The 19,357-nt window shown below is 44.9% G+C and carries 25 protein-coding genes and 1 pseudogene; 5 read left to right on the forward strand and 21 right to left on the reverse strand.

Translation table 11 applies throughout. From position 1 onward, the window contains the following. From deoB to ansA, 10 genes are all read right to left on the reverse strand, one after another. Positions 1-1,185 carry a phosphopentomutase gene (deoB, locus tag EFK13_RS11920; RefSeq protein ID WP_129505258.1) on the reverse strand — a complete coding sequence of 395 codons (1,185 nt, stop codon included), beginning with the start codon at positions 1,183-1,185 and terminating at the stop codon, positions 1-3. A gap of 160 nt (positions 1,186-1,345) precedes the next feature. Beyond that, positions 1,346-2,236, reverse strand: coding sequence for a site-specific tyrosine recombinase XerD (gene xerD / locus EFK13_RS11925; protein ID WP_129505257.1), 891 nt, complete (start codon positions 2,234-2,236; stop codon positions 1,346-1,348). Positions 2,237-2,243: 7 nt separating this feature from the next. Further along, positions 2,244-2,471, reverse strand: a complete 228-nt coding sequence (locus EFK13_RS11930; RefSeq protein WP_129505256.1) for a YqzK family protein — start codon at positions 2,469-2,471, stop codon at positions 2,244-2,246. A gap of 125 nt (positions 2,472-2,596) precedes the next feature. After that, complete coding sequence (gene fur / locus EFK13_RS11935) at positions 2,597-3,046, reverse strand: ferric iron uptake transcriptional regulator (protein ID WP_003223972.1); 450 nt, start codon at positions 3,044-3,046, stop codon at positions 2,597-2,599. A gap of 112 nt (positions 3,047-3,158) precedes the next feature. Next, entirely contained in the window at positions 3,159-3,803 is a 645-nt protein-coding gene (gene spoIIM / locus EFK13_RS11940; protein WP_064815077.1) for a stage II sporulation protein M, read from the reverse strand. A 100-nt stretch (positions 3,804-3,903) separates the two neighbouring features. Continuing rightward, the gene (locus tag EFK13_RS11945; RefSeq protein ID WP_129505255.1) at positions 3,904-4,119 is read right to left on the reverse strand and encodes a hypothetical protein; all 216 of its coding nucleotides are present in this window, start codon (positions 4,117-4,119) and stop codon (positions 3,904-3,906) included. A 101-nt stretch (positions 4,120-4,220) separates the two neighbouring features. Beyond that, positions 4,221-5,540 (reverse strand): NAD-dependent malic enzyme, encoded by a 1,320-nt coding sequence (locus EFK13_RS11950; RefSeq protein WP_129505254.1) that lies wholly within the window; start codon positions 5,538-5,540, stop codon positions 4,221-4,223. Positions 5,541-5,557: 17 nt separating this feature from the next. Further along, on the reverse strand, positions 5,558-6,964 hold the full coding sequence (gene mleN / locus EFK13_RS11955) for a malate-H+/Na+-lactate antiporter MleN (RefSeq protein ID WP_129505253.1): 1,407 nt from the start codon (positions 6,962-6,964) through the stop codon (positions 5,558-5,560). 141 nt (positions 6,965-7,105) lie between these two features. Further along, on the reverse strand, positions 7,106-8,533 hold the full coding sequence (gene aspA / locus EFK13_RS11960; protein WP_064815073.1) for an aspartate ammonia-lyase: 1,428 nt from the start codon (positions 8,531-8,533) through the stop codon (positions 7,106-7,108). 45 nt (positions 8,534-8,578) lie between these two features. Next, positions 8,579-9,568 carry an asparaginase gene (gene ansA / locus EFK13_RS11965; protein WP_129505252.1) on the reverse strand — a complete coding sequence of 330 codons (990 nt, stop codon included), beginning with the start codon at positions 9,566-9,568 and terminating at the stop codon, positions 8,579-8,581. Positions 9,569-9,749: 181 nt separating this feature from the next. Between ansA and ansR the strand changes: the two genes are divergently transcribed. After that, a complete protein-coding gene (ansR, locus tag EFK13_RS11970) occupies positions 9,750-10,100 on the forward strand; it encodes an HTH-type transcriptional regulator AnsR (RefSeq protein ID WP_064815071.1) in 351 nt (116 codons plus the stop codon). Between the two features lie 8 nt (positions 10,101-10,108). Here the strand turns inward: ansR and EFK13_RS11975 are convergent, their stop codons facing one another. Both EFK13_RS11975 and nudF read right to left on the reverse strand, forming a co-directional pair. After that, positions 10,109-11,272, reverse strand: a complete 1,164-nt coding sequence (locus EFK13_RS11975) for a TIGR00375 family protein (RefSeq protein ID WP_129505251.1) — start codon at positions 11,270-11,272, stop codon at positions 10,109-10,111. Next, on the reverse strand, positions 11,269-11,826 hold the full coding sequence (nudF, locus tag EFK13_RS11980) for an ADP-ribose pyrophosphatase (protein WP_129505250.1): 558 nt from the start codon (positions 11,824-11,826) through the stop codon (positions 11,269-11,271). Before nudF ends, EFK13_RS11975 begins: the two co-directional genes overlap by 4 nt. A gap of 73 nt (positions 11,827-11,899) precedes the next feature. On the opposite strand from nudF, the gene mciZ reads away from it, so the two are divergent. Further along, positions 11,900-12,022 carry a Z-ring formation inhibitor MciZ gene (gene mciZ, locus EFK13_RS11985; protein WP_129505249.1) on the forward strand — a complete coding sequence of 41 codons (123 nt, stop codon included), beginning with the start codon at positions 11,900-11,902 and terminating at the stop codon, positions 12,020-12,022. 62 nt (positions 12,023-12,084) lie between these two features. Further along, the gene (locus tag EFK13_RS11990) at positions 12,085-13,005 is read left to right on the forward strand and encodes an aldo/keto reductase (protein WP_129505248.1); all 921 of its coding nucleotides are present in this window, start codon (positions 12,085-12,087) and stop codon (positions 13,003-13,005) included. Positions 13,006-13,036: 31 nt separating this feature from the next. On the opposite strand, the gene EFK13_RS11995 is transcribed toward EFK13_RS11990, so the two are convergent. Further along, positions 13,037-13,261 (reverse strand): YqkE family protein, encoded by a 225-nt coding sequence (locus EFK13_RS11995; protein WP_129505247.1) that lies wholly within the window; start codon positions 13,259-13,261, stop codon positions 13,037-13,039. A gap of 161 nt (positions 13,262-13,422) precedes the next feature. Here EFK13_RS11995 and EFK13_RS12000 point away from each other — a divergent pair, with 161 nt between their 5' ends. Further along, positions 13,423-14,340 (forward strand): alpha/beta hydrolase, encoded by a 918-nt coding sequence (locus EFK13_RS12000; RefSeq protein WP_129505246.1) that lies wholly within the window; start codon positions 13,423-13,425, stop codon positions 14,338-14,340. Positions 14,341-14,379: 39 nt separating this feature from the next. Here EFK13_RS12000 and EFK13_RS12005 read toward each other — a convergent pair whose 3' ends face one another. The 7 genes and pseudogenes from EFK13_RS12005 to EFK13_RS12035 form a co-directional block, all read right to left on the reverse strand. After that, entirely contained in the window at positions 14,380-14,619 is a 240-nt protein-coding gene (locus EFK13_RS12005) for a YqkC family protein (RefSeq protein WP_075746591.1), read from the reverse strand. Positions 14,620-14,632: 13 nt separating this feature from the next. After that, positions 14,633-14,956 (reverse strand): iron-sulfur cluster biosynthesis family protein, encoded by a 324-nt coding sequence (locus EFK13_RS12010; protein ID WP_129505245.1) that lies wholly within the window; start codon positions 14,954-14,956, stop codon positions 14,633-14,635. Further along, on the reverse strand, positions 14,953-15,984 hold the full coding sequence (locus EFK13_RS12015) for a bifunctional GNAT family N-acetyltransferase/GrpB family protein (RefSeq protein WP_129505244.1): 1,032 nt from the start codon (positions 15,982-15,984) through the stop codon (positions 14,953-14,955). Before EFK13_RS12015 ends, EFK13_RS12010 begins: the two co-directional genes overlap by 4 nt. Then, positions 15,962-16,322 (reverse strand): annotated as a pseudogene (locus tag EFK13_RS12020) (antibiotic biosynthesis monooxygenase family protein). The gene EFK13_RS12015 and the pseudogene EFK13_RS12020 overlap by 23 nt, the downstream one beginning before the upstream one ends. A 9-nt stretch (positions 16,323-16,331) precedes the next feature. Next, complete coding sequence (locus EFK13_RS12025) at positions 16,332-16,802, reverse strand: GNAT family N-acetyltransferase (RefSeq protein ID WP_040082714.1); 471 nt, start codon at positions 16,800-16,802, stop codon at positions 16,332-16,334. A gap of 189 nt (positions 16,803-16,991) precedes the next feature. Beyond that, positions 16,992-17,330, reverse strand: a complete 339-nt coding sequence (locus EFK13_RS12030) for a YolD-like family protein (RefSeq protein WP_129505243.1) — start codon at positions 17,328-17,330, stop codon at positions 16,992-16,994. Next, the gene (locus EFK13_RS12035) at positions 17,327-18,565 is read right to left on the reverse strand and encodes a DNA polymerase IV (RefSeq protein WP_129505242.1); all 1,239 of its coding nucleotides are present in this window, start codon (positions 18,563-18,565) and stop codon (positions 17,327-17,329) included. Before EFK13_RS12035 ends, EFK13_RS12030 begins: the two co-directional genes overlap by 4 nt. Before the next feature lie 167 nt (positions 18,566-18,732). Between EFK13_RS12035 and EFK13_RS12040 the strand changes: the two genes are divergently transcribed. Further along, positions 18,733-18,939, forward strand: a complete 207-nt coding sequence (locus tag EFK13_RS12040) for a YqzH family protein (RefSeq protein WP_003226541.1) — start codon at positions 18,733-18,735, stop codon at positions 18,937-18,939. Here EFK13_RS12040 and EFK13_RS12045 read toward each other — a convergent pair. Then, entirely contained in the window at positions 18,914-19,198 is a 285-nt protein-coding gene (locus EFK13_RS12045) for a hypothetical protein (protein ID WP_129505241.1), read from the reverse strand. The genes EFK13_RS12040 and EFK13_RS12045 overlap by 26 nt on opposite strands. Positions 19,199-19,357: the final 159 nt, after the last annotated feature.

Below are 19,357 nucleotides of genomic sequence, written 5' to 3' on the forward strand. Positions count from 1 at the left end.
CTATTGTAATAAAGATAAAAAGCTTTTCCCGTATTTCGGTTTTTTCGTTTGGAAATTATCAGCGATCGTTGCGCCGATATCGGCAAATGTATCTGCAAGCGGCAGCATTTGCGCTTTCTTATGTTTTTTGCTGTAAGCGAGAAGCGGCACATACTCGCGTGTATGGTCGGTTCCATGATGAATCGGATCATTTCCGTGGTCGGCTGTAATGATTAACAGATCGTCTTCCTGCATTTTCTCAAACACTTCCGGAAGCCGCGCATCAAATTCTTCAAGCGCGCGTCCGTAGCCTTCAGGGTCACGGCGGTGTCCGAATAAGGCGTCAAAATCAACAAGGTTCGCAAAGCTCAGACCCGTAAAGTCTTCTCCCAGCGTATCAATCACCTTGTCCATTCCGTCCATATTAGAAACCGTTCTCCGTGAAGAAGTAATGCCTTCTCCATCATAAATATCTGAGATTTTTCCGATGGAGATCACATCTAAGCCGCTGTCTTTCAATTCATTCATGACAGTGCGGTCAAACGGTTTAAGCGCATAGTCATGGCGGTTTGGCGTCCGCTTGAATTGTCCAGGCTCTCCGACGAACGGCCGTGCGATAATGCGGCCTACCATATACTTCGGATCAAGCGTCAGCTCTCTTGCCGTTTCGCAAATGCGGTACAGCTCTTCAAGCGGCACAACCTCTTCGTGAGCGGCAATTTGCAGAACAGAGTCGGCAGATGTGTATACAATTAAAGCCTCTGTCTCCATGTGCTCTTGGCCCAGTTCATCCAAAATCGCTGTGCCGGAAGCAGGCTTGTTTCCGATAATTTTGCGTCCAGATCTCTTTTCAAGCTCCTGAAGCAGTTCATCAGGAAAACCTTCCGGAAACACTTTAAACGGTTTATCAATATACAAGCCCATGATCTCCCAATGGCCGGTCATGGTATCTTTGCCGTTTGACGCTTCTTGCATTTTTCCATAATACGCAAGCGGATGTTCTGTTTTCTCTACACCTTTGATATCTCCGATGAGACCAAGACCGAGTTTTGCCATATTCGGCATATGTAATCCATTCATATGCTCAGCTATATGCCCAAGCGTGTTGGCGCCTTCGTCATTAAAGTCAGCGGCATCCGGCGCTTCGCCGATTCCGACTGAGTCCATCACAATTAAAAACACTCGATTATATTTGTATGCAGGCATCTTGAAAGCCTCCTTTTTTTCTATACGTCTATTGTATCGCTAAGAGGTCTGACAACTCAAGTATAAACCGTTTTCATTCCCGTTGACAATGCATTCAGAAATAATGAGAAACTTCAATATTTTCTGTCGCTCTAAACAAAAAAGCCGCAGCCACCTGCGGCTAGGCGCGCGGATGAAACTGCTTGTACACATCCTTCAGCCTTGTTTTCGTCACATGCGTATAAATTTGTGTCGTGGATATATCCGCATGGCCGAGCATTTCCTGCACCGCTCTTAAATCAGCCCCGTTCTCAAGCAGATGCGTCGCAAAGGAATGCCTGAGCGTATGCGGGGTCAGCTCTTTTTTGATCCCGGCTTCCAGCGCGATTTTCTTCAGGTTTTTCCAAAATCCCTGGCGGCTGATCTGTTTGCCGTGATGATTTAAAAAGAGCGCGTCAGACACATTGTTCTTCAGCAGTTTCCCCCTGGCTTTTGTGATATATTCCTCAATAGCGGAAGCGGCGGCTTCGCCGATTGGCACAATCCGTTCTTTTCTTCCTTTTCCGAAGCAGCGGACAAAACCCATGGATAAATGAACATCAGCCGTTTTCAATTCAATCATTTCACTGACTCGTATGCCTGTCGCATAAAGCAGCTCCAGCATCGCTTTATCCCGATATCCGAATGGGCTCGTCAGCTTAGGCGTGTCCAATAATCGCTCGACCTCATTGAGCGCGAGCACCTTCGGAAGCGCCCGTTCGGTTTTTTGTGTTTCGATATGGACGGAAGGGTCCTTGTCCGTCACCTTTTCCCTGAGCAGAAATTGGTGAAAAGAGCGAATGGATGCCAAATGCCGCGCTGATGTCTTTCCGGATTTCCCAGAGTCCTTCAAGTGCTTTAAATATTGGATAATATGTATGCGGGTTACGTGATTCCAATCTGTAACGTGAAGGGTTTCTGTTATATAGAGAGAATAGCTTTTCAAGTCACGTTCATAGGATACCACCGTGTTTTGGGAAAGCCCTCTCTCTACCATGACGTAGTGGATGAAATCCTTTATTTGATCTTTCACTCTTGATCTACTCCCCGTTTTGGTAAAAAAAGATCAACCGGTCGAACCATCCGCCTTTTTCATCCTGATCCATTTCAACTACTTTTACAGCGGAGCCTTCCGGTTTATCGTACCGATGATAGTTTTCATACTCTTGATTCACCCATATCATAGCATAATAGAACAGAGCGGTAAAACCGGTAAACAGGATGAAAACTTTCAATGCATCGAGAGCTGTTTTCACGAATCTTCCCATGTCCTAATCGATCCTTTCCCTATGGTTCCAGTTATTTAAACCATATGCCAAATCAGAAAGGTTTTATACATAGAAACAGCAAAAAAACCTTTCCCCATGAGAAAAGGTTCGCGCTCGGCACCGTCTTATTCAGTTTCTTTTCCGTTACAGCGGTGGCAAATGCCGTGAAACGTCAATCTATGATCTTTAATCTTAAATTTCCAATCACGTTCAATGATTTCTTCCACGTCTTCAAGCAAATCTTCTTCAATTTCATCAACGGCTCCGCACTCCATGCACACCAAGTGGTGATGAAAGTGAGCTGCGCCCTCTTTCCGAAGGTCGTAACGGGATACGCCGTCTCCAAAGTTAATTTTATCAACGACTTTTAATTCAGTTAATAATTCAAGCGTACGGTATACTGTTGCGAGACCGATCTCAGGAGATTTCTCTTTTACGAGGAGGTATACATCTTCTGCGCTTAAATGGTCTTCTTCGTTTTCAAGCAGCACTCTTACTGTCGCTTCACGCTGAGGCGTAAGTTTGTAGCTGGATGAGTGCAGCTGTTTCTTAATTCGATCAATACGGTTTTCCATGTCTTTCCCTCCTACGCCGCATTCCATGACTCATTATAACAAAATACGCGTAGAGTTCCAACTATAATTATTATAAACTGATAAATAAAATGTTTTTCTTTTAATAATAATTTTAAAAAAGTCTAGATGTAAGCTTTTCCATTAAAACTGGAGATAAATATGCTTCAAAGAGAGATGAGATCAGCGCTAAAAACAGAATGACCAGAAGCACAAAGGCATACCTCCCGAACCACTGAATCGGAGCGTCATGCAGGCTTCGTTTCACGAACAGCTGCCTGATTAACTTTAAAGAAAACGCAATCGCACACGTGCCCATTATAAGATAAGCCGGAATCAGCAGCACATTTTGCGGCAAAACGGAGACAAATGATAAGAAAAAACCGCTGATCCCCATCTGATTGACAAGAAACCCGACAGTAAAGCCGACGACGATGCCTTTCAGAAAGATCATGATAAAAATAATCGGCATGCCAATGACGGAAATCCCCAATATCCACATCAGCCCTAAATATTTTGCATTATGAAAGATACTTTGCCCAAACATATCCGATGCACTTGCTTGTTTTCCATCCGAAAGCTGTCCGAAAAATTGGCTTAAATAGTAATATAAATCTTCTTTCTGGCTGATGGTCATGCTGTTGACAATGATCGCGCCAAAGATGACACCCATGAAAAACAGCACGGATACAAATATATAAAGAGAGAGATGATCTTTGACATGTCCGAGAAACATGTCTTTATAAGAGATTTTTCGCATACCGTTTCCTCCCGCCCGTTCTAGTGATTTGATTTAATAGATTGTATGAAAGAAACGGAAAAACATGCCCTTTTTCAAAAAGAAACGATAGAGAAGGATACTAGGCGGCTTTTGCGGACACAAAAAAATCCTTATCATCAAATGCCGTATGATCATAAGGATTCTTATACTTTCTTTTATTCAAAATCTCTATTTTTCTTTTTGTCATTCTTTCATGTGTGCTGAATGATGGTGAACTTCCTCTTGATAATAAAACGTCACGTCCGCCGTTTCTGAGCAGATGCTCCCGCTTCTTTCTCGCTCGGCTTTTTGCCATGCTGATCACTCCCTTTATGATTCACAGCAATTATAGCAAAGATCATCATATGATGAGAAAAAAAACAGCACCTGGCATAAACAGGTGCTGTTTGACTTCATTTATTTAACTGCTGTAAGAGCCGCGTGCTCGACCGCAGCCGCTACCTCATGATGGACTTTTGAATCAAGCGGCTGAGGGACTACATCACCTGGTTTTGTGCAGGCTGCGATAGCCTCTGCTGCTGCCACAAGCATATCATGATTGATCTCCTTGCTTTTTGCGTTGAGCGCTCCTCTGAAAATACCGGGGAAGCCGAGCACATTATTAACAGAACGTCCGTCTGCTGCATATGCTGCGCCGGCCTGCAGAGCGGCCTCCGGCTCAATTTCCGGCTTCGGATTCGATAAAGCCAAAATCACCTGGCCAGAACGTACAAATGCCGGTTTAATTAATCCCGGAACGCCCGTTGTGGCTATGACAATATCACATGTTTCCATGAGCTCCTCAATGCTGGCCACTGCCTGTCCGCCATATTGTTCGAGCCGGCTCATTGCTGCCTCTGATTTGTCTGTTCCGTAAACAGCTTTCACCCCATAAGCCATAAACATCCGGCAGATGGCAACGCCTGCTGCGCCCAGTCCGATTTGCCCGACTTTCGCTTCTTTCAGGTCAACACCCGCACTTCTGCATGCCGAGATGGCAGCTGCCAGCGTCACAACAGCTGTACCATGCTGATCATCGTGCATAACAGGGATGTTCAGCTCCTCTTTTAGGCGGTCCTCGATTTCAAAGCAATGCGGAGAGCCGATATCCTCAAGCAGAATGCCGTTAAAACCCGGAGAAATATGCTTTACCGTTTTGATAATTTCTTCAGGATCACTCGTATCAAGCAATATCGGAATGCCGCTGATCCCCGCCAGCTGGTCAAACAGAGCAGCCTTTCCTTCCATGACAGGCATGCCTGCGACAGAACCAATATTCCCAAGACCGAGAATAGCCGTACCATCCGTTACAATCGCGACAGAATTGCTGATCGTTGTATAGATAGACGCTTTTTCAGGTTCTTTTTCGATCAGCCTGCACACATCTGCAACACCTGGTGTATAGACACGCCCGAGCTCTGCAAGCGAGCGGATCGGCATTTTGCTTTTCATTTGGATTTTTCCGCCTTCATGTGCGGACAGGACTTCATCAGACACAGTGTGAAGCCTGATCCCTTCTCCCAGGGCTTGTACAGCCATGATCACTTCCTGAAGCTGTTCTTCATTCTCCACTTGAACGGTAATATTCCGCATTGTGTAATTGGGTCCGACTTTTACCGTCTCCACTTCACCAATATCCCCGCCCAGAAGGCCGATTGCCGTAGCCACCCTTCCAAGATTCCCGGGAACGGACGGCGTTTCGATCATCAGTGTCCGAATCATGTGTTTCGCTATCATTCAGTGATCCTCCCCTATTAGCCTAGTTTTTCGGCTTTACCTATATTGTTTTTCGTGTACCATATAAATTTTCCTGTATAACCATAGATAATGGCAAGACCTATCGCAACAAAACTGAGCCACATAAACGGCAGATAAGAGAAGGTAGAAACTCCTAGAATCCCCGCCATATAAATACCGTTATCAGACCAAGGAACCATACCTGAGGTTAATGTTCCCCCGACCTCTGAGTTACGTGATAGCACTCTTCTGTCCAGATGTAAACGATCATAGCTGTCTTCCATAATCTTCGGCGTCAAAATAAGAGATACATACATCGCACAGCCGAAGATGTTCGCTAAAAACGCTACAATCAGCGTCGATAAAGTAACATTGCCTGCAGATGTTAATTTCTTTTCAAACATAGAGACGATGACTTTCAGCACGCCGAGTTTCTCAAGCAGGCCGCCAAAACCAAGACCAAATATAATCACGACAAGGGAACTGAGCATTCCGACAATTCCGCCGCGGTTTAACAAGCCGTTCAAAAATTCAACATCTGTTTTAATAGAAAACCCGTTGTACGCTGTAGCAATCGCATCGGCAATATTCATGCCTTGAAAAACAGCAGCCCAGATTGCGCCAAGCAAAGCACCGATCACGATAACCGGCATAGACGGCTTTTTCATCGCTAATAAGACAATGACAACAACAGCCGGAATCAGCATCCAAATATGAATATCAAACGTATTTTGTAAAGATGATTTCAAGAATTCAACTTTATCAAGATCAATATTTTTCCCGCCGTACATAAAGCCGGTAATAGTAAATAAAATAGCCGTAATCACATATGCGGGTATTGATAAATAAAGCATTGCTCTCACGTGATCCAATACATCGACTTTTGATAGTGAGGAAGCCAAAACTGTACTGTCAGACAGAGGAGAAAGCTTGTCCCCGAAATATGCGCCTGAAAGGATAGCTCCCGCTACAAGAGGAAGCGGAATCCCTAATCCTTCTCCAATTGCGATCATGGCGATGCCGGCAGTTCCGACTGTTCCCCATGATGTTCCTGTTGCCACAGACATGATTGAACAAATAATCAATGTTGCCAGTAAAAAGATACTAGGGTGAATAAATTCTAATCCGTAATAAATCAGTGTCGGCACAACGCCTCCTGCGATCCATGTTCCAATGAGCGCCCCGACTGAAACGAGAATCAGAACAGCTTCAAGACCGTTTGATATTCCATGCAGTATCGCATTTTGCATATCTTTATAAGAATAACCGAGTCTGATTCCGAGAATCATTGCAATAAACCAGGAGATGAAGAGCGCGAGCTGTATCGGCAAGTCTAAAAAGACTGTAAACGACATGACAAGTGCTAAAAATGATCCTAGTACAATAATAATTTCGAATAGTGTTGGCAGTCTTACATCCTTCATAAGAAGTCCCCCTTCATGTAAAAAGCTAAAACGCTTTCAATAAATAGTGCAACACGTATACTATACTTCCTCATCCCTATGTTGTAAACAGCTTATTCATCCGACTTTTCGGAGATGAATAAGCTGTTTTTTGTTCAAATTTTATTTTTCTAATAGTTCTTTCCCTGCAATCCCTGGTTTTGTCATCTCATATGGATTTAAAATAATATCCAATTCTTCTTCTGTCAGCACATCATGCTGCAGGCAAAGATCACGGACTGATTGGCCTGTCATAATCGCTTCCCGGGCGATTCGGGCAGCCGCTTCATATCCAAGATGCGGATTGACCGCTGTAATCACGCCTGCGCTTTTTTCTACGTATTGCTTCATACGCTTTTCGTTGGCTTCAATGCCTTTTAAGCAGTTGTCAGTGAACGAACGGAAGCCGTTGTTCATGATGCTGATGGATTGAAGCAAGTTAAAGACAAGCACTGGTTCCATGACGTTCAATTCAAGCTGGCCGGCTTCAGAAGCAAGACAGATTGTATTGTCGTTTCCGATAACCTGGAACGCAATTTGGTTGATCAGCTCCGCCATAACAGGATTGACTTTCCCCGGCATAATAGATGATCCCGGCTGACGCGCAGGCAGGGAAATTTCCGCAAGTCCGGCGCGCGGTCCTGATGCCATTAAGCGAAGGTCGTTGGCGATCTTCGACATATTCATCATGCAGACTTTTAATGAAGCTGATACCTCTGTATAGGCATCTGTATTTTGTGTGGCATCGACAAGATGGTCAGCGCCGACAAGTGGAAGGCCGCTGATATCAGCAAGGTGCTTCACAACCTGTTTGATATATTCAGGATCTGCGTTCAGGCCTGTACCGACAGCAGTTGCGCCCATGTTGACTTCATACAGGTGCTGGCGTGATTGCTTGATCCGTTTGATATCACGCTCCAGAACACGGCTGTACGCTTCGAATTCCTGGCCAAGACGAATCGGAACAGCGTCTTGAAGGTGTGTCCGTCCCATTTTTATAACAGAATCAAATTCCTGCGCTTTTTGTTTGAACACACTATGCATGTCTTCCATTGTTTTCAGCAGTTTTTCCAAGAGATTCAATGTGGAAATATGAATCGCGGTCGGGAACACATCGTTTGTCGACTGTGACATATTCACATGTGTGTTTGGGCTTAAATGGATATAATCTCCCTTTTTATGTCCCATGATTTCAAGCGCCCGGTTACCGATAACCTCATTCGCATTCATGTTCATAGAAGTTCCGGCACCGCCCTGAATCGGATCGACGATAAACTGATCGTGCCATTTGCCTTCCAGAATCTCATCAGCGGCTTGTACGATAGCTTGGCCAATTCCTTCATACAGCCGTTTCACGTCCATGTTGGCAAGAGCCGCAGCTTTTTTTACAATCGCCAGCGCGTTAATCATTTCTTCATGGATCTTGTAGCCCGTAATCGGGAAGTTTTCAGAAGCACGGAGCGTCTGAATTCCGTAATAAACATCTGCTTCAATTTGTTTTTCTCCAAGGAAGTCTTTTTCCACGCGGTATTCTTTTTGGCCGTTTAACATAATCTTTAACCTACTTTCTCTTTGTTGGTCATCGTTTCTGACATTTTACAGAACAACGTCATCAGCAATCGGCGTTTCCATAATTCTCTTGACGACAGGAAGATCCGAAGACTGGCCGAGTGCCCACATCAATTTTGGCACGATTGCTTCTGTGTTCATATTTCTGGATCGGATAATTAAGTCTTGGTTGACTCTGCGGCCGACCTCGTAAATGCTCATGTCTTCGCCTTCTTCCAGACATTGAGTTGTGATCACGACAACAATGCCGCTTTCGATCAGCTCATTCACTTTTGACAAAATGTCTCTGCCTTCAAATGGCACGCCTCCGCTGCCATAACTCTCAATGACAACTCCTTTGTACATGCTTTTGAGGGCATCAAGCATTTCAGGCTTTAAACCCGGATGCAGCTTCAGCAGACATACATCTGTGCATAGTGAAGTGTCGACTGTGAAAGTGTCGTTCTCAGGTTCCGTTACTTGTTTGTTGTATTCGATCCCGTCTTCGTTGATAAAAGCGATATATGGGTAATTGATGCTTTCAAATGCGTCGTAGCTTTTCGTTCTTAATTTGATCGCACGCGTTCCTTGAATAACTCTGCCGTCAAACACTACATAAACGCCGCCCACACCTTCACAAGCAAAGCGAATGGCGTCTGTGATATTTTTTTTGGCATCGGTTTTTTGGAACGTGATCGGGATCTGCGAGCCGGTGATGACAATCGGCTTTTTGGCATGCTGCAGCATATACGATAGTGCGGCAGATGTATAGGCCATTGTATCCGTACCGTGTGTAATAACAAATCCGTCATAGGCATCATAATTTTCCTTAACGGCTTCCGCTATTTCCACCCAGTATTCAGGCTGCATATTGGTGCTGTCTATATTCATAAGCGACTGAGTTTCCATCGTGTAATCGTTATCAAGTTTTGATACGTAACTTAATAATTCATCAGCCTTAACCCCGGGAGCCAGCCCATTTTCCCCTTCAACTGAAGCGATCGTTCCTCCAGTTGTCAACATCAATAATTTTTTCATACCATGCACCTCTTCACTGTATCTAAAGATGGGTTGCGAGAAGGTATTCGCTTTTCGCATACTTTTAATGCAATTATAGACACGGAAAATAAAATACGCAAGAGATTATTATTCAATTCGCGTACACTTCCTAATACCTATATGATATAATCAGCTCAAGGTGAAAAAGGAGCGGAAGTTCATGAATCTAGATCGTTTAACTGAATTGAGAAAAAAGAAAAATTGGTCGCTTCAATATACAGCAGACCTTCTGGGTATCGCAAAAAGCACATATGCCGGCTACGAGTCTGGCTACCGCCGGCCTTCACTTGAGGCGCTTGCCATGCTGGCTGACCTCTTTGACACAACCTGCGATGAACTTTTGGGCCGCGAGAAACAAAAGCAGACTGCCCCTCAGACCATTGAATTGGCCACGTGGAGCAGCCTTGACTTCCACATTTCTGTTGATGGCAAGCCGCTGAGTGAAGATGAAATCATCCAGCTGATCACCTTTATCCGGACAAAAAGAAAAGTACAGGAGGAATTGAGTTAATCCTTAACTCACGGTTTAATTTTCCCGTAGGTTCCTCCTCCTCCGGCTTTCAATTCCAGCTTTCCGGATCTCGCTTTTACAATAAGCGCCGCGGTTTTCGGCGGGACAACGCGAGCCAAATCTTCTTCTGCAGCCTCATGAAGAACAGCCATTTCTGTTCCGAAGGCTTTTTTTAGTTTGTCCAGCGTTTTCGGACCGACACCCGGAACAAATTGCAGCGGGATCTGATGAACATACCGCGGACGCGAGACGCGAACTTCAGCCTGATCACTCAATTCACGCAATCTTTCGCTGACTCCCTTGGTAAACCTGGAATTTCCGCACTTCGCGCACGCCGTTTCCCCGTTCACAGCAGGTTCTCCACACGCTTCGCAAGCCGTCTGATAATATTTCCCCAATAGCGGGTCCAAGCCATAATTCGCGATAATTTTTCTGTCACCTTGTCCCCTTAATGCAAGAACAAATTCAGTAAAATCAACTGACTGCACATATAGTTCATTATATTCTCTGCCGATTTTCCCTAACGAATGCGCATCAGAATTTGTTAAAAAAGTATACTGATTCAATTCAGATACATGTGAAGCCATGTCTGTATCACAGCTTAACCCAAGTTCAACCGCATCTATCATAGCGGGATCAAAAACCTCGGTTAGGCTTGATTTAACCCCTTTTCCATATAGGCTTTTATGCGGTGTAAAGATGTGAGCGGGGATAAACAGCCCGCCCATTTCCTTTACTTTTTTTTGCAGATTCAAGCCCGTTTCATATATCCGCTGCGAGCTTAAATGAATATTTTTCAGCCTCGCTGACAGCCAGTTTGAAAACTGCTTCATTTCAGCCAGCGTCGGCATAAACACAAGCACATGGATCGGCCCGCTGCAGGCTTCATCATAAATCTCCAGCTCGCTTCCCAATAAAAGTGTCGTGCTGCGGTAACGAATCCCCCCGCCGTCAAGCTCGCGATATTTCCCAGATGAAAGGCCTTCCTCAAGCTCTAAAATGACTTCGGGAGAATGACAGTCGATAATGCCTAGAAGTTCAATTCCTTTATGTTCACTGGCTTCAACCAAAATCCGGTCCAGTGTCAGTGTTTTGGCCCCTGTGATTTTGACAGCCCTTCCTGTAAAGGTCCGGCCGATATGAATGTGCAAATCCGCGTAAATCTTTTTCATTTTTGCGCTTGGAGCGCTTCTTTCAGCTGAAGATACTGAATCGCAAAGGCTGTTTTAGCATCATATACTTCGCGGGATTCAACCAGCTTCAGCGCATCTTCAAGCGTCACCTCCATCACTTCAACAAACTCGTCCTCATCAAGCTCCCGTTTTTCTTCGAGTATAGATAGCTCTTCAGCAAGGAATACGTGAACAATTTCATCCGCAAAGCCGGGCGATGTATAAAATGCAGTGATTTTTGTTAGTTTTTTCGCTGTATACCCCGTTTCCTCTTCAAGCTCCCGAAGCGCCGTGTACTCCGGCTTTTCTCCTTTTTCTAGCTTTCCGGCCGGAATTTCAACGATCGTCCGCTCAAGCGGCTTACGGAATTGTTTCACCATGATGATTTTCCCTTCATCAGTGATAGCTAATATGGCTACAGCGCCAGGATGCTTCACAATTTCACGTTTACTCGTTTTTCCGTTTGGCAGCTCAACGTCCTCTACATAAAGATCAATGACTTTACCTGAAAAGATTTGTTCTTTGGCAATTGTTTTTTCTTCTAATGACTTCATTTCTTCATCTCCCGTTCTGTCTCTATATCATGCCCCATACATTTTATCATACTAGAGAAAAGGGGGCTTCTTCGTGAAAGTGCACCGCATGCCAAAAGGTGTTGTCTTAGTCGGAAAGGCTTGGGAGATTCGGGTGAAATTAAAGGAGTATGGACGCACATTCCAATATGTGAAAGATTGGATCTCCAAGCCGTAAAAGTTGAAAGTTTAGCTCCTTTATATTACGGTCAATACAAAGCCTAAAAAAGGAGTGTGCACATGAGAAAGCGCAAACTGGGTACATCCGATTTAGAAATAAGCGAAGTCGGACTCGGCTGTATGTCTCTTGGAACTGAAAAAAACAAAGCATTGTCCATTCTGGATGAAGCGATCGAGCTTGGCATCAACTATTTGGACACAGCGGATTTGTACGATCGCGGACGGAACGAAGAAATCGTCGGTGATGCGATTCAACACAGACGCCAAGACATTATTTTGGCAACGAAAGCGGGAAACCGCTGGAATGTTGAAAACGATAGCTGGTATTGGGATCCTTCAAAAGCTTACATAAAAGAAGCCGTCAAAAAGAGCCTTACGCGGCTGAAAACTGATTATATCGATCTCTATCAGCTTCACGGCGGCACGATAGAGGACCACATTGAGGAAACGATCGAAGCGTTTGAGGAATTAAAACAAGAAGGTGTCATCCGTTATTATGGCATTTCTTCCATCCGCCCGAATGTGATCAAAGAATATGTGAAAAAATCAAATATCGTCAGTATTATGATGCAATTCAGCCTGTTTGACCGACGTCCTGAGGAATGGCTTCCGCTCTTAGAAGAACATCAAATCAGCGTTGTTGCCAGAGGTCCTGTTGCCAAAGGGCTCTTAACTGAAAAACCCCTTGATCAAGCAGCGGACAGCATCAAACAGAACGGATACTTGTCCTATTCGTTCGAAGAACTGACAAATGCCCGCAAGGCAATGGAGGACATTGCTTCCGATCTTTCTATGACGGAAAAGTCGCTGCAGTATCTATTAGCACAGCCGGCTGTCGCATCAGTGATTACAGGCGCCAGTAAGATTGAGCAGTTACGGGAAAATGTTAAGGCTGCAAACGCGCGGCGTTTACACGAAGAAGAAATCAAAGCGCTCCAATCTCATACGAAACAGGACATTTACGAGGCTCACCGCTCATAACAGAAAAACCAGCACCTTTACGGGTGCTGGTTTATTTATATTTGTGCCAATCCATTTGGCTTTCATTAAAGAGTTCTTCAAAGCTTTTGTTTTTTTCGATCTCTTTTTTCTTTCTGATTTGTTCTGCTTTTTCTCTTTCCTGCCTCTTTTCGTCCTCTTCCTTCAATTGGCTCTTCATCTCCATAAGCTTTGCTTTGATGTCTGATTGAAGGTCATCTTTTAACTGGTGTTTGTCAGCGGATTTTTGTTTTTTCATGTACGCTTCCCCCGTGTTTGTTTTGAAGCCAGTTTATCACGGAGCATGCAGACTGAACAAGCGGACTCTCTTGTGAGAACTTTTTCGGACAGCGCAGCAGTGTTTGGTATAATGATTCCGAGTATAAATTTCCTATATTTAGTTGAAAGGTGCTGTGACTTTTGAAGAAAATCCTTTTGGCCATTGGCGCTCTCTTAGCCGCTGTAACCGCAATCGGAATGATGTTTTCAAATATCATTATGTTCATCAAGAAAAAAACGGATGAAGACATTATGAAAAGAGAGACGGACGACGGACATGATGTGTTTGAATCATTTGAACAAATGGAAAAAATCCCTTTTGCCGTTCCATCCGCTTACGGCTATGATATAAAAGGCTATTATGTCGCGCCGCATGACACCTCAAACACCATCATCATCTGCCATGGGGTGACGATGAATGTGCTGAATTCTCTTAAATATATGCATTTATTTCTTGATCTTGGCTGGAATGTGATTGTTTATGACCATCGCCGGCACGGGCAAAGCGGCGGAAAGACGACTAGCTACGGGTTTTATGAAAAGGATGATCTCAGCGAGGTTGTCAGCTGGGTCAAGAACAAAACAGATCATCGCGGATTGATCGGAATTCACGGCGAATCAATGGGAGCTGCAACTGCCCTGCTTTACGCTGGTGAACACTGTGATGATGGCGCTGATTTTTATATTGCCGATTGCCCATTCGCACGTTTTGATGAACAGCTTGCCTATCGGCTGAAAGCGGAATACAGGCTCCCTGCTTGGCCTCTGCTCCCCATCACCGACTTCTTTTTAAAGCTGAGGGGCGGCTATCGCGCACGCGAAGTTTCTCCGCTTGCTGTCATTGATAAAATTGAAAAACCGGTCCTCTTTATTCACAGTAAGGATGATGACTATATTCCGGTTTCTTCAACCGAACGGTTGTATGAAAAGAAACCCGGACCGAAGGCGCTGTATATTGCCGAGAACGGAGAACATGCCATGTCGTATACAAAAAACCGGGACATGTACCGAAAAACGGTGCAGGAGTTTTTAGATAAAATAAAGGATTCAACAGAATAAAAAAGCGAAAGGCCTCTTCAGCTCTTTCGCTTTTCCATTTCATAAAACGTCGGTAATGCCATCCATATTTTCTCTGATCCATTCAATCGCAAGATCTATCGTTGTAAACTCCTGCGTTTCGAATGTCATTTCATCCTGCAATAGCCAAACGTCTTTCTTGACGGATTCTGCTCCTCCAATCGACCAGTGAAGCAAGGTATAAGGATGGTTTTGATTCAGGAAGGATACCCACGTTTTATTCTGTGCTGTGTTCTTCATTGACTTCAGCTTTTGTTCCACGTTTCGTGTCTCCCTACTTTACTAATATGCTCATTCTGGGGCTGAGCATTTCAGCCGGGCTTTTTAGCGCCAGCGTTTTGGCTTTTTCATTGTAATCGATCGTCATTTGATCGTCAAAAAACACTTTTTGTGACGATTGGATATACAGCGGGATTCCGTTCGTTTCCAGCTGCTCGCACTGTCCCGTTAATTCTTCTGCTAACCAGATTGTCGGTACACCGCTTACCGCGCAGCCGCATCCCTCTGCATCGTAACGGAGCTGGGCTTTTTTTTCCGGGTTGGCGTCAAACGCCTGCTGCAGTGCCTGTTTTGCTGCATCTGTCACATGTATGTTCATAAGGTGAGACCCCCGTTTTCATCATTTTCGCTATTGTAGCATACAACGCTTCCATTCGCATTGTTTCTGCCTTCTTTCCACCGCTTCGCATGTTCTTCTGCAGTCTTGATCCAATCATCTTTCCCTTGTATGTACTGATTGATGCTGTCCGGATGCTGAATTGCCAGCCGTTTTTTGAGAATGGCGTATTCCTCCGCTATTTTTGGATGGGCTCTAAGATAATCTCTGAATAATAGGTGCCTTTCAATAGCAGGGTTTCCTTTTTCGTACATATGGACATGATGAGTGCGTTTATTTCCGCCCTTTTGGAAATAACGCCTGCCCGCTATGCCGTTTTCTCCTTTCGGTGTATAGCCGATTGCCTTCATTTTTGAATCATATCGGTTCACAGCTTCAATACTTCTTGCTTCAATTAAAATGTCAATGATTGGCTTTGCCGCCATGTTTGGTATCGAGGTGCTTCCGATATGATGAACAGCGCTGATCTCCGGTCCGAACACAAGCTTCAGCCGTTCTTTTTCTTCATTGAAAAGTTCCGCCCATTTTTCGTTGTAGAGAACGACTTTCACTTCTCGTTTCGGATACAAATGAAAGACCGACAGCAATAAGCCCTCCGCTGCTTTGACGGTTTCTGCCTTTTGAAATCCCAGCTGTGTATAGAGCGACACTGCGGGTGTATTATTCTCGGCTGTGACTGCTTCAATTTTCTGAGCGTCTTCGTTCTGATCAATGGCAAATTGCAGAAGTGCTCGTCCAATCCCTTTTCTAAAACCGTCGGGATGCACAACAAGCCTGCAAATCGTTAGATGATGCATGTTTTTCTCGTATGAAATGACACCGATCAGTTTGCAGTTTTTCCGATATCCCGCAAACCGTTCATGAGATGCTCGAATATCCTTCGCCTTCTCTTGTAAGGCGGGGATACCGTCAAAACCGATAAGCTCCGCTTCCTTTATGTAGGCGGGCTGCTGTACGGCAATAATCTCACGCGCTGTGATGTCTTCCTTATGCTGAAGAAATTCTATCATTCGTTTTCTCCTGCAAACAGCCGCTGTCTTTCGACTTTTGCGACGCGGACTGCATACGACGCGTACCAAACGCTTTTTCCTTTTTCTTTTGCCGCTTGATGTTCAGTGTGATGCCTCCAGTTGTTAATTGCGTCCATACTGTCCCAGTAGGAAACCGTTATGCCTCTTCCATCCGCTTCACGCACGCTTTCGACACCTAAAAATCCAGGCTGCCCCGCCGCAAGCGATACCATCCGCTCCGCTGTTTCTCCGTATCCTGTGTCATTTTCGCTTTTGACAGAAGAAAAAATAACCGCGTAGTAAGGAGGCTCAGTTGTTTTTGATAAAAAATTCATCATATTTCCCCCTCATATGTTTTTGACAAACAGTACCCTGTCTTGGCCCGGGCCATCGTAGTTTGCAAACACTGAGATGCCATTTACCGTTTTGGTGCCCTTTTCAATGTCAAAGCCCAATTTGGTGTGATACGCAATTGATACCTTATTCACAGGTGAAGTGACGCACTTGACCCGGGTGCAGCCCCTTTGTTTTACTGTCTCAATAAAGACATCGTATAATTGTTTTCCAATTTGCATTTTTCTGAAATCTGGATGCACACCGGAAAAATGGATGTATGCCGTTTCAGGATCCGATTGCGATTGAAATCCGATTAAAAATCCAGTCATGCTGTTATGTTCAGATGTGATAAAGCTTGTGTCCTGAAAATGCTCAAAAAATAATCTCGGCAATTTTTCTTTCAGCTGTCTGCCGCCCCACCATTCATTCATTACAGACGTCACCATTTCATAATCTGAAGACGTGATTGTTCGAATATCCATTACGATTTGATCTCCCTCCGTCTGGCAAAACGAATGTCAGCTCTTTTTTTCTCACAATATAAAAATTATATTTTGCCTGACTGGAATTGTAAATGCCTTCTTTCCTGTATCATACGTTTGCAGATTGCCGAGGGAACAATGTTTGATATTTTTACACATATTCTCCCTCCTGTGCAGGAGGGAGAGACTTTACAGCACAATATCAAGCACCTGATCAAGTTTCAGCTTATAAAGCTGATCTTCGTCTCCTTTTACCCATACTGTTTTTTCAAACTCTTCATACCGGCAGATTTTCCCGGTGCAGCGGACAATTTCACCGTTCTGAAAGCAGCTGACAGTGATATCCTGAGCAAATTCCATCGCGGTGCAAAGCGTTTGATTCATTTCCTCCAGCTTATCAGGATCAAGAATCGGCTTTTGCAGCTTCTGTTTATGACGCTTTCTCTCAAGCAGGCTTTGTTTATGTTCCGGCAGAAACATCCTGCTTCCTTCCCACAGCAGGTTGCCTCTTTTTAAATGGTCATTCATTTATAGTGCCCTCCTATTTTAGCCGCACGTTCAAATGCCTGGCCTGCTGCTGTCAGTGACGCCGCCCTGATGATTGCTGTGTCGCCGAACCGGTTTTTAATGCCGTCCATCACATAACCGAGGCTCATTTTTTTTGCATAATCCTGAAATAAATTAAGCTGCCATATGTCATCAGATGAGAGCTGAGACAGATTGACCCCGAGGCGGCGGACAGGCTTTCCGTCCCAAAATCTAAGAAACAGCCCGCATACAGCCTCATATACATCCTGTGTAGAATTCGTCGGCTCCGCCAGCTTCACTTGCCGGTTGAAGCCCGTCGGCCAATCAAAATCAGCCCCTCTGCAGCTCACGGACACCGTTTGCCCCATGACTCCGGCGTTTCGGCTTCGCCTGCACACTTCTTCACTCAGCTCCAACAGCACGACTTTGATTTCTTTGTCAAAGTGTTCGTAGTCTCTCGGGAGAGTCATTCCATGGCCGATCGCTTTTTGCCCGTCCAGAGATGAAGTTGATACGGGAGAATAGTCGATCCCGTTCGCCGTCATCCACAGCACGTGGCCGTTAATGCCCCATTTCCTTTTTAAAAGATCGAGCGGAAAAGCCGCGAGCCCGCCGATCGTGCTGATGCCCATACGGTTTAAATGATGCTTCATGCGGCTCCCGACGCCAAACATGCTGCCCACCGGGAGCGGCCACATTTCGGTTTTCATATTTTCTTTCGTTAAGGTAAAAATACCGTTCTTATTCTTTTTGGCAAAATTGTCGCACGCGATTTTGGCCAGCGCTTTATTAGGACCGATTCCGACCCGCGCATAAACGCCGATCTCCCGCATGATTCTGCCCTGAATGCTTTTCGCGATCTCCTCCGGCGTCCCAAACAGCTTCTGGCTGCCTGTAATGTCCATGAACTGCTCATCGATGGAATACGGTTCTACAAGGTCTGTATATTCCTCTAAAATGGCCGTAATTTGCAGTGATACATCAATATACCGCTGCATACGGGGCCGGAGCACAACAGCTTCAGGGCACTTTTCCTGCGCCTCCCACAGCCGAGAGGCGTTCGCGATACCCTTTTGTTTCGCCAGCGGGCAGGCAGCCAATACGACACCGCCCCTTCTTTCAGGGTCACCCGAAACAATAACGGGCCTATTTTTCAAATGTGGATTTTCCGCTTTCTCTACAGATGCATAAAACGATTGCATGTCAACGAGAAAAATCACTTTTTCTTTCATCATACACACCTCTAAAAAAGAACTTATGTTCGTTTTTCTATTATATGCGAAAGTATGTTCGATTTATACTGGTAAATGATTCTTGTCTGACAGAAAATATGATCCAAGGGTTTGAGAGAAGAAAAACATTTAGTAGAATAAAAGCGAAGCATAAAGATAGGAGAGTCATGATGGAGAAATTTGTCGAAAAAATGATGGGACAGGCACTGCGCCAATACGGCAGAAATGTTGCCATAGATCCGTTAAGCCCGTATGAAAAACAAAGCTTGAAAGCAGCCTTAGAAGAAAGGCGGAATGAAGAACCCGATGAGGATCTGCATGCGCATATAGAAGATATCATTTATGACTATGTCACAAACCAAGGGCTGTTCTCTTAAACGCCGGCCACACCGCACAGCGTCCGAATCTGACTGTCATTTCTTTCAGCCGCTGATGCGGCTTCCCTTTGAAAAAACAAATAACAGTCACAGGTGACATACGGCAGAAAGGCCTGCAGAGAAAGCAAAGCAGGATATTTTCACGCGCCATAGATTCATAGTGCTCCCGGCGTAAAAGCCACCCGAATGCCCCCGCAAAACGGGTAAGCTGTCCATTCTCAAGCGTGTTATTTATTTTCGCAACTCTTCTTTCATTCATCCGAAAAGGACGCGGCCTCTTCTTCTGTCCAGCGGCTCATGCCGGTTTTCATCAGCGGAAGCTGTCCCCTATAATAAGGCCGCCCAGTTCGTGCGCGTAAATCTTGATTTCATGTCCGTCACCACTGAGCATTCGCAAAACGCAACCCGCATCCTGATA

It is taken from the genome of Bacillus cabrialesii, assembly GCF_004124315.2.
GTDB lineage: Bacteria > Bacillota > Bacilli > Bacillales > Bacillaceae > Bacillus > Bacillus cabrialesii.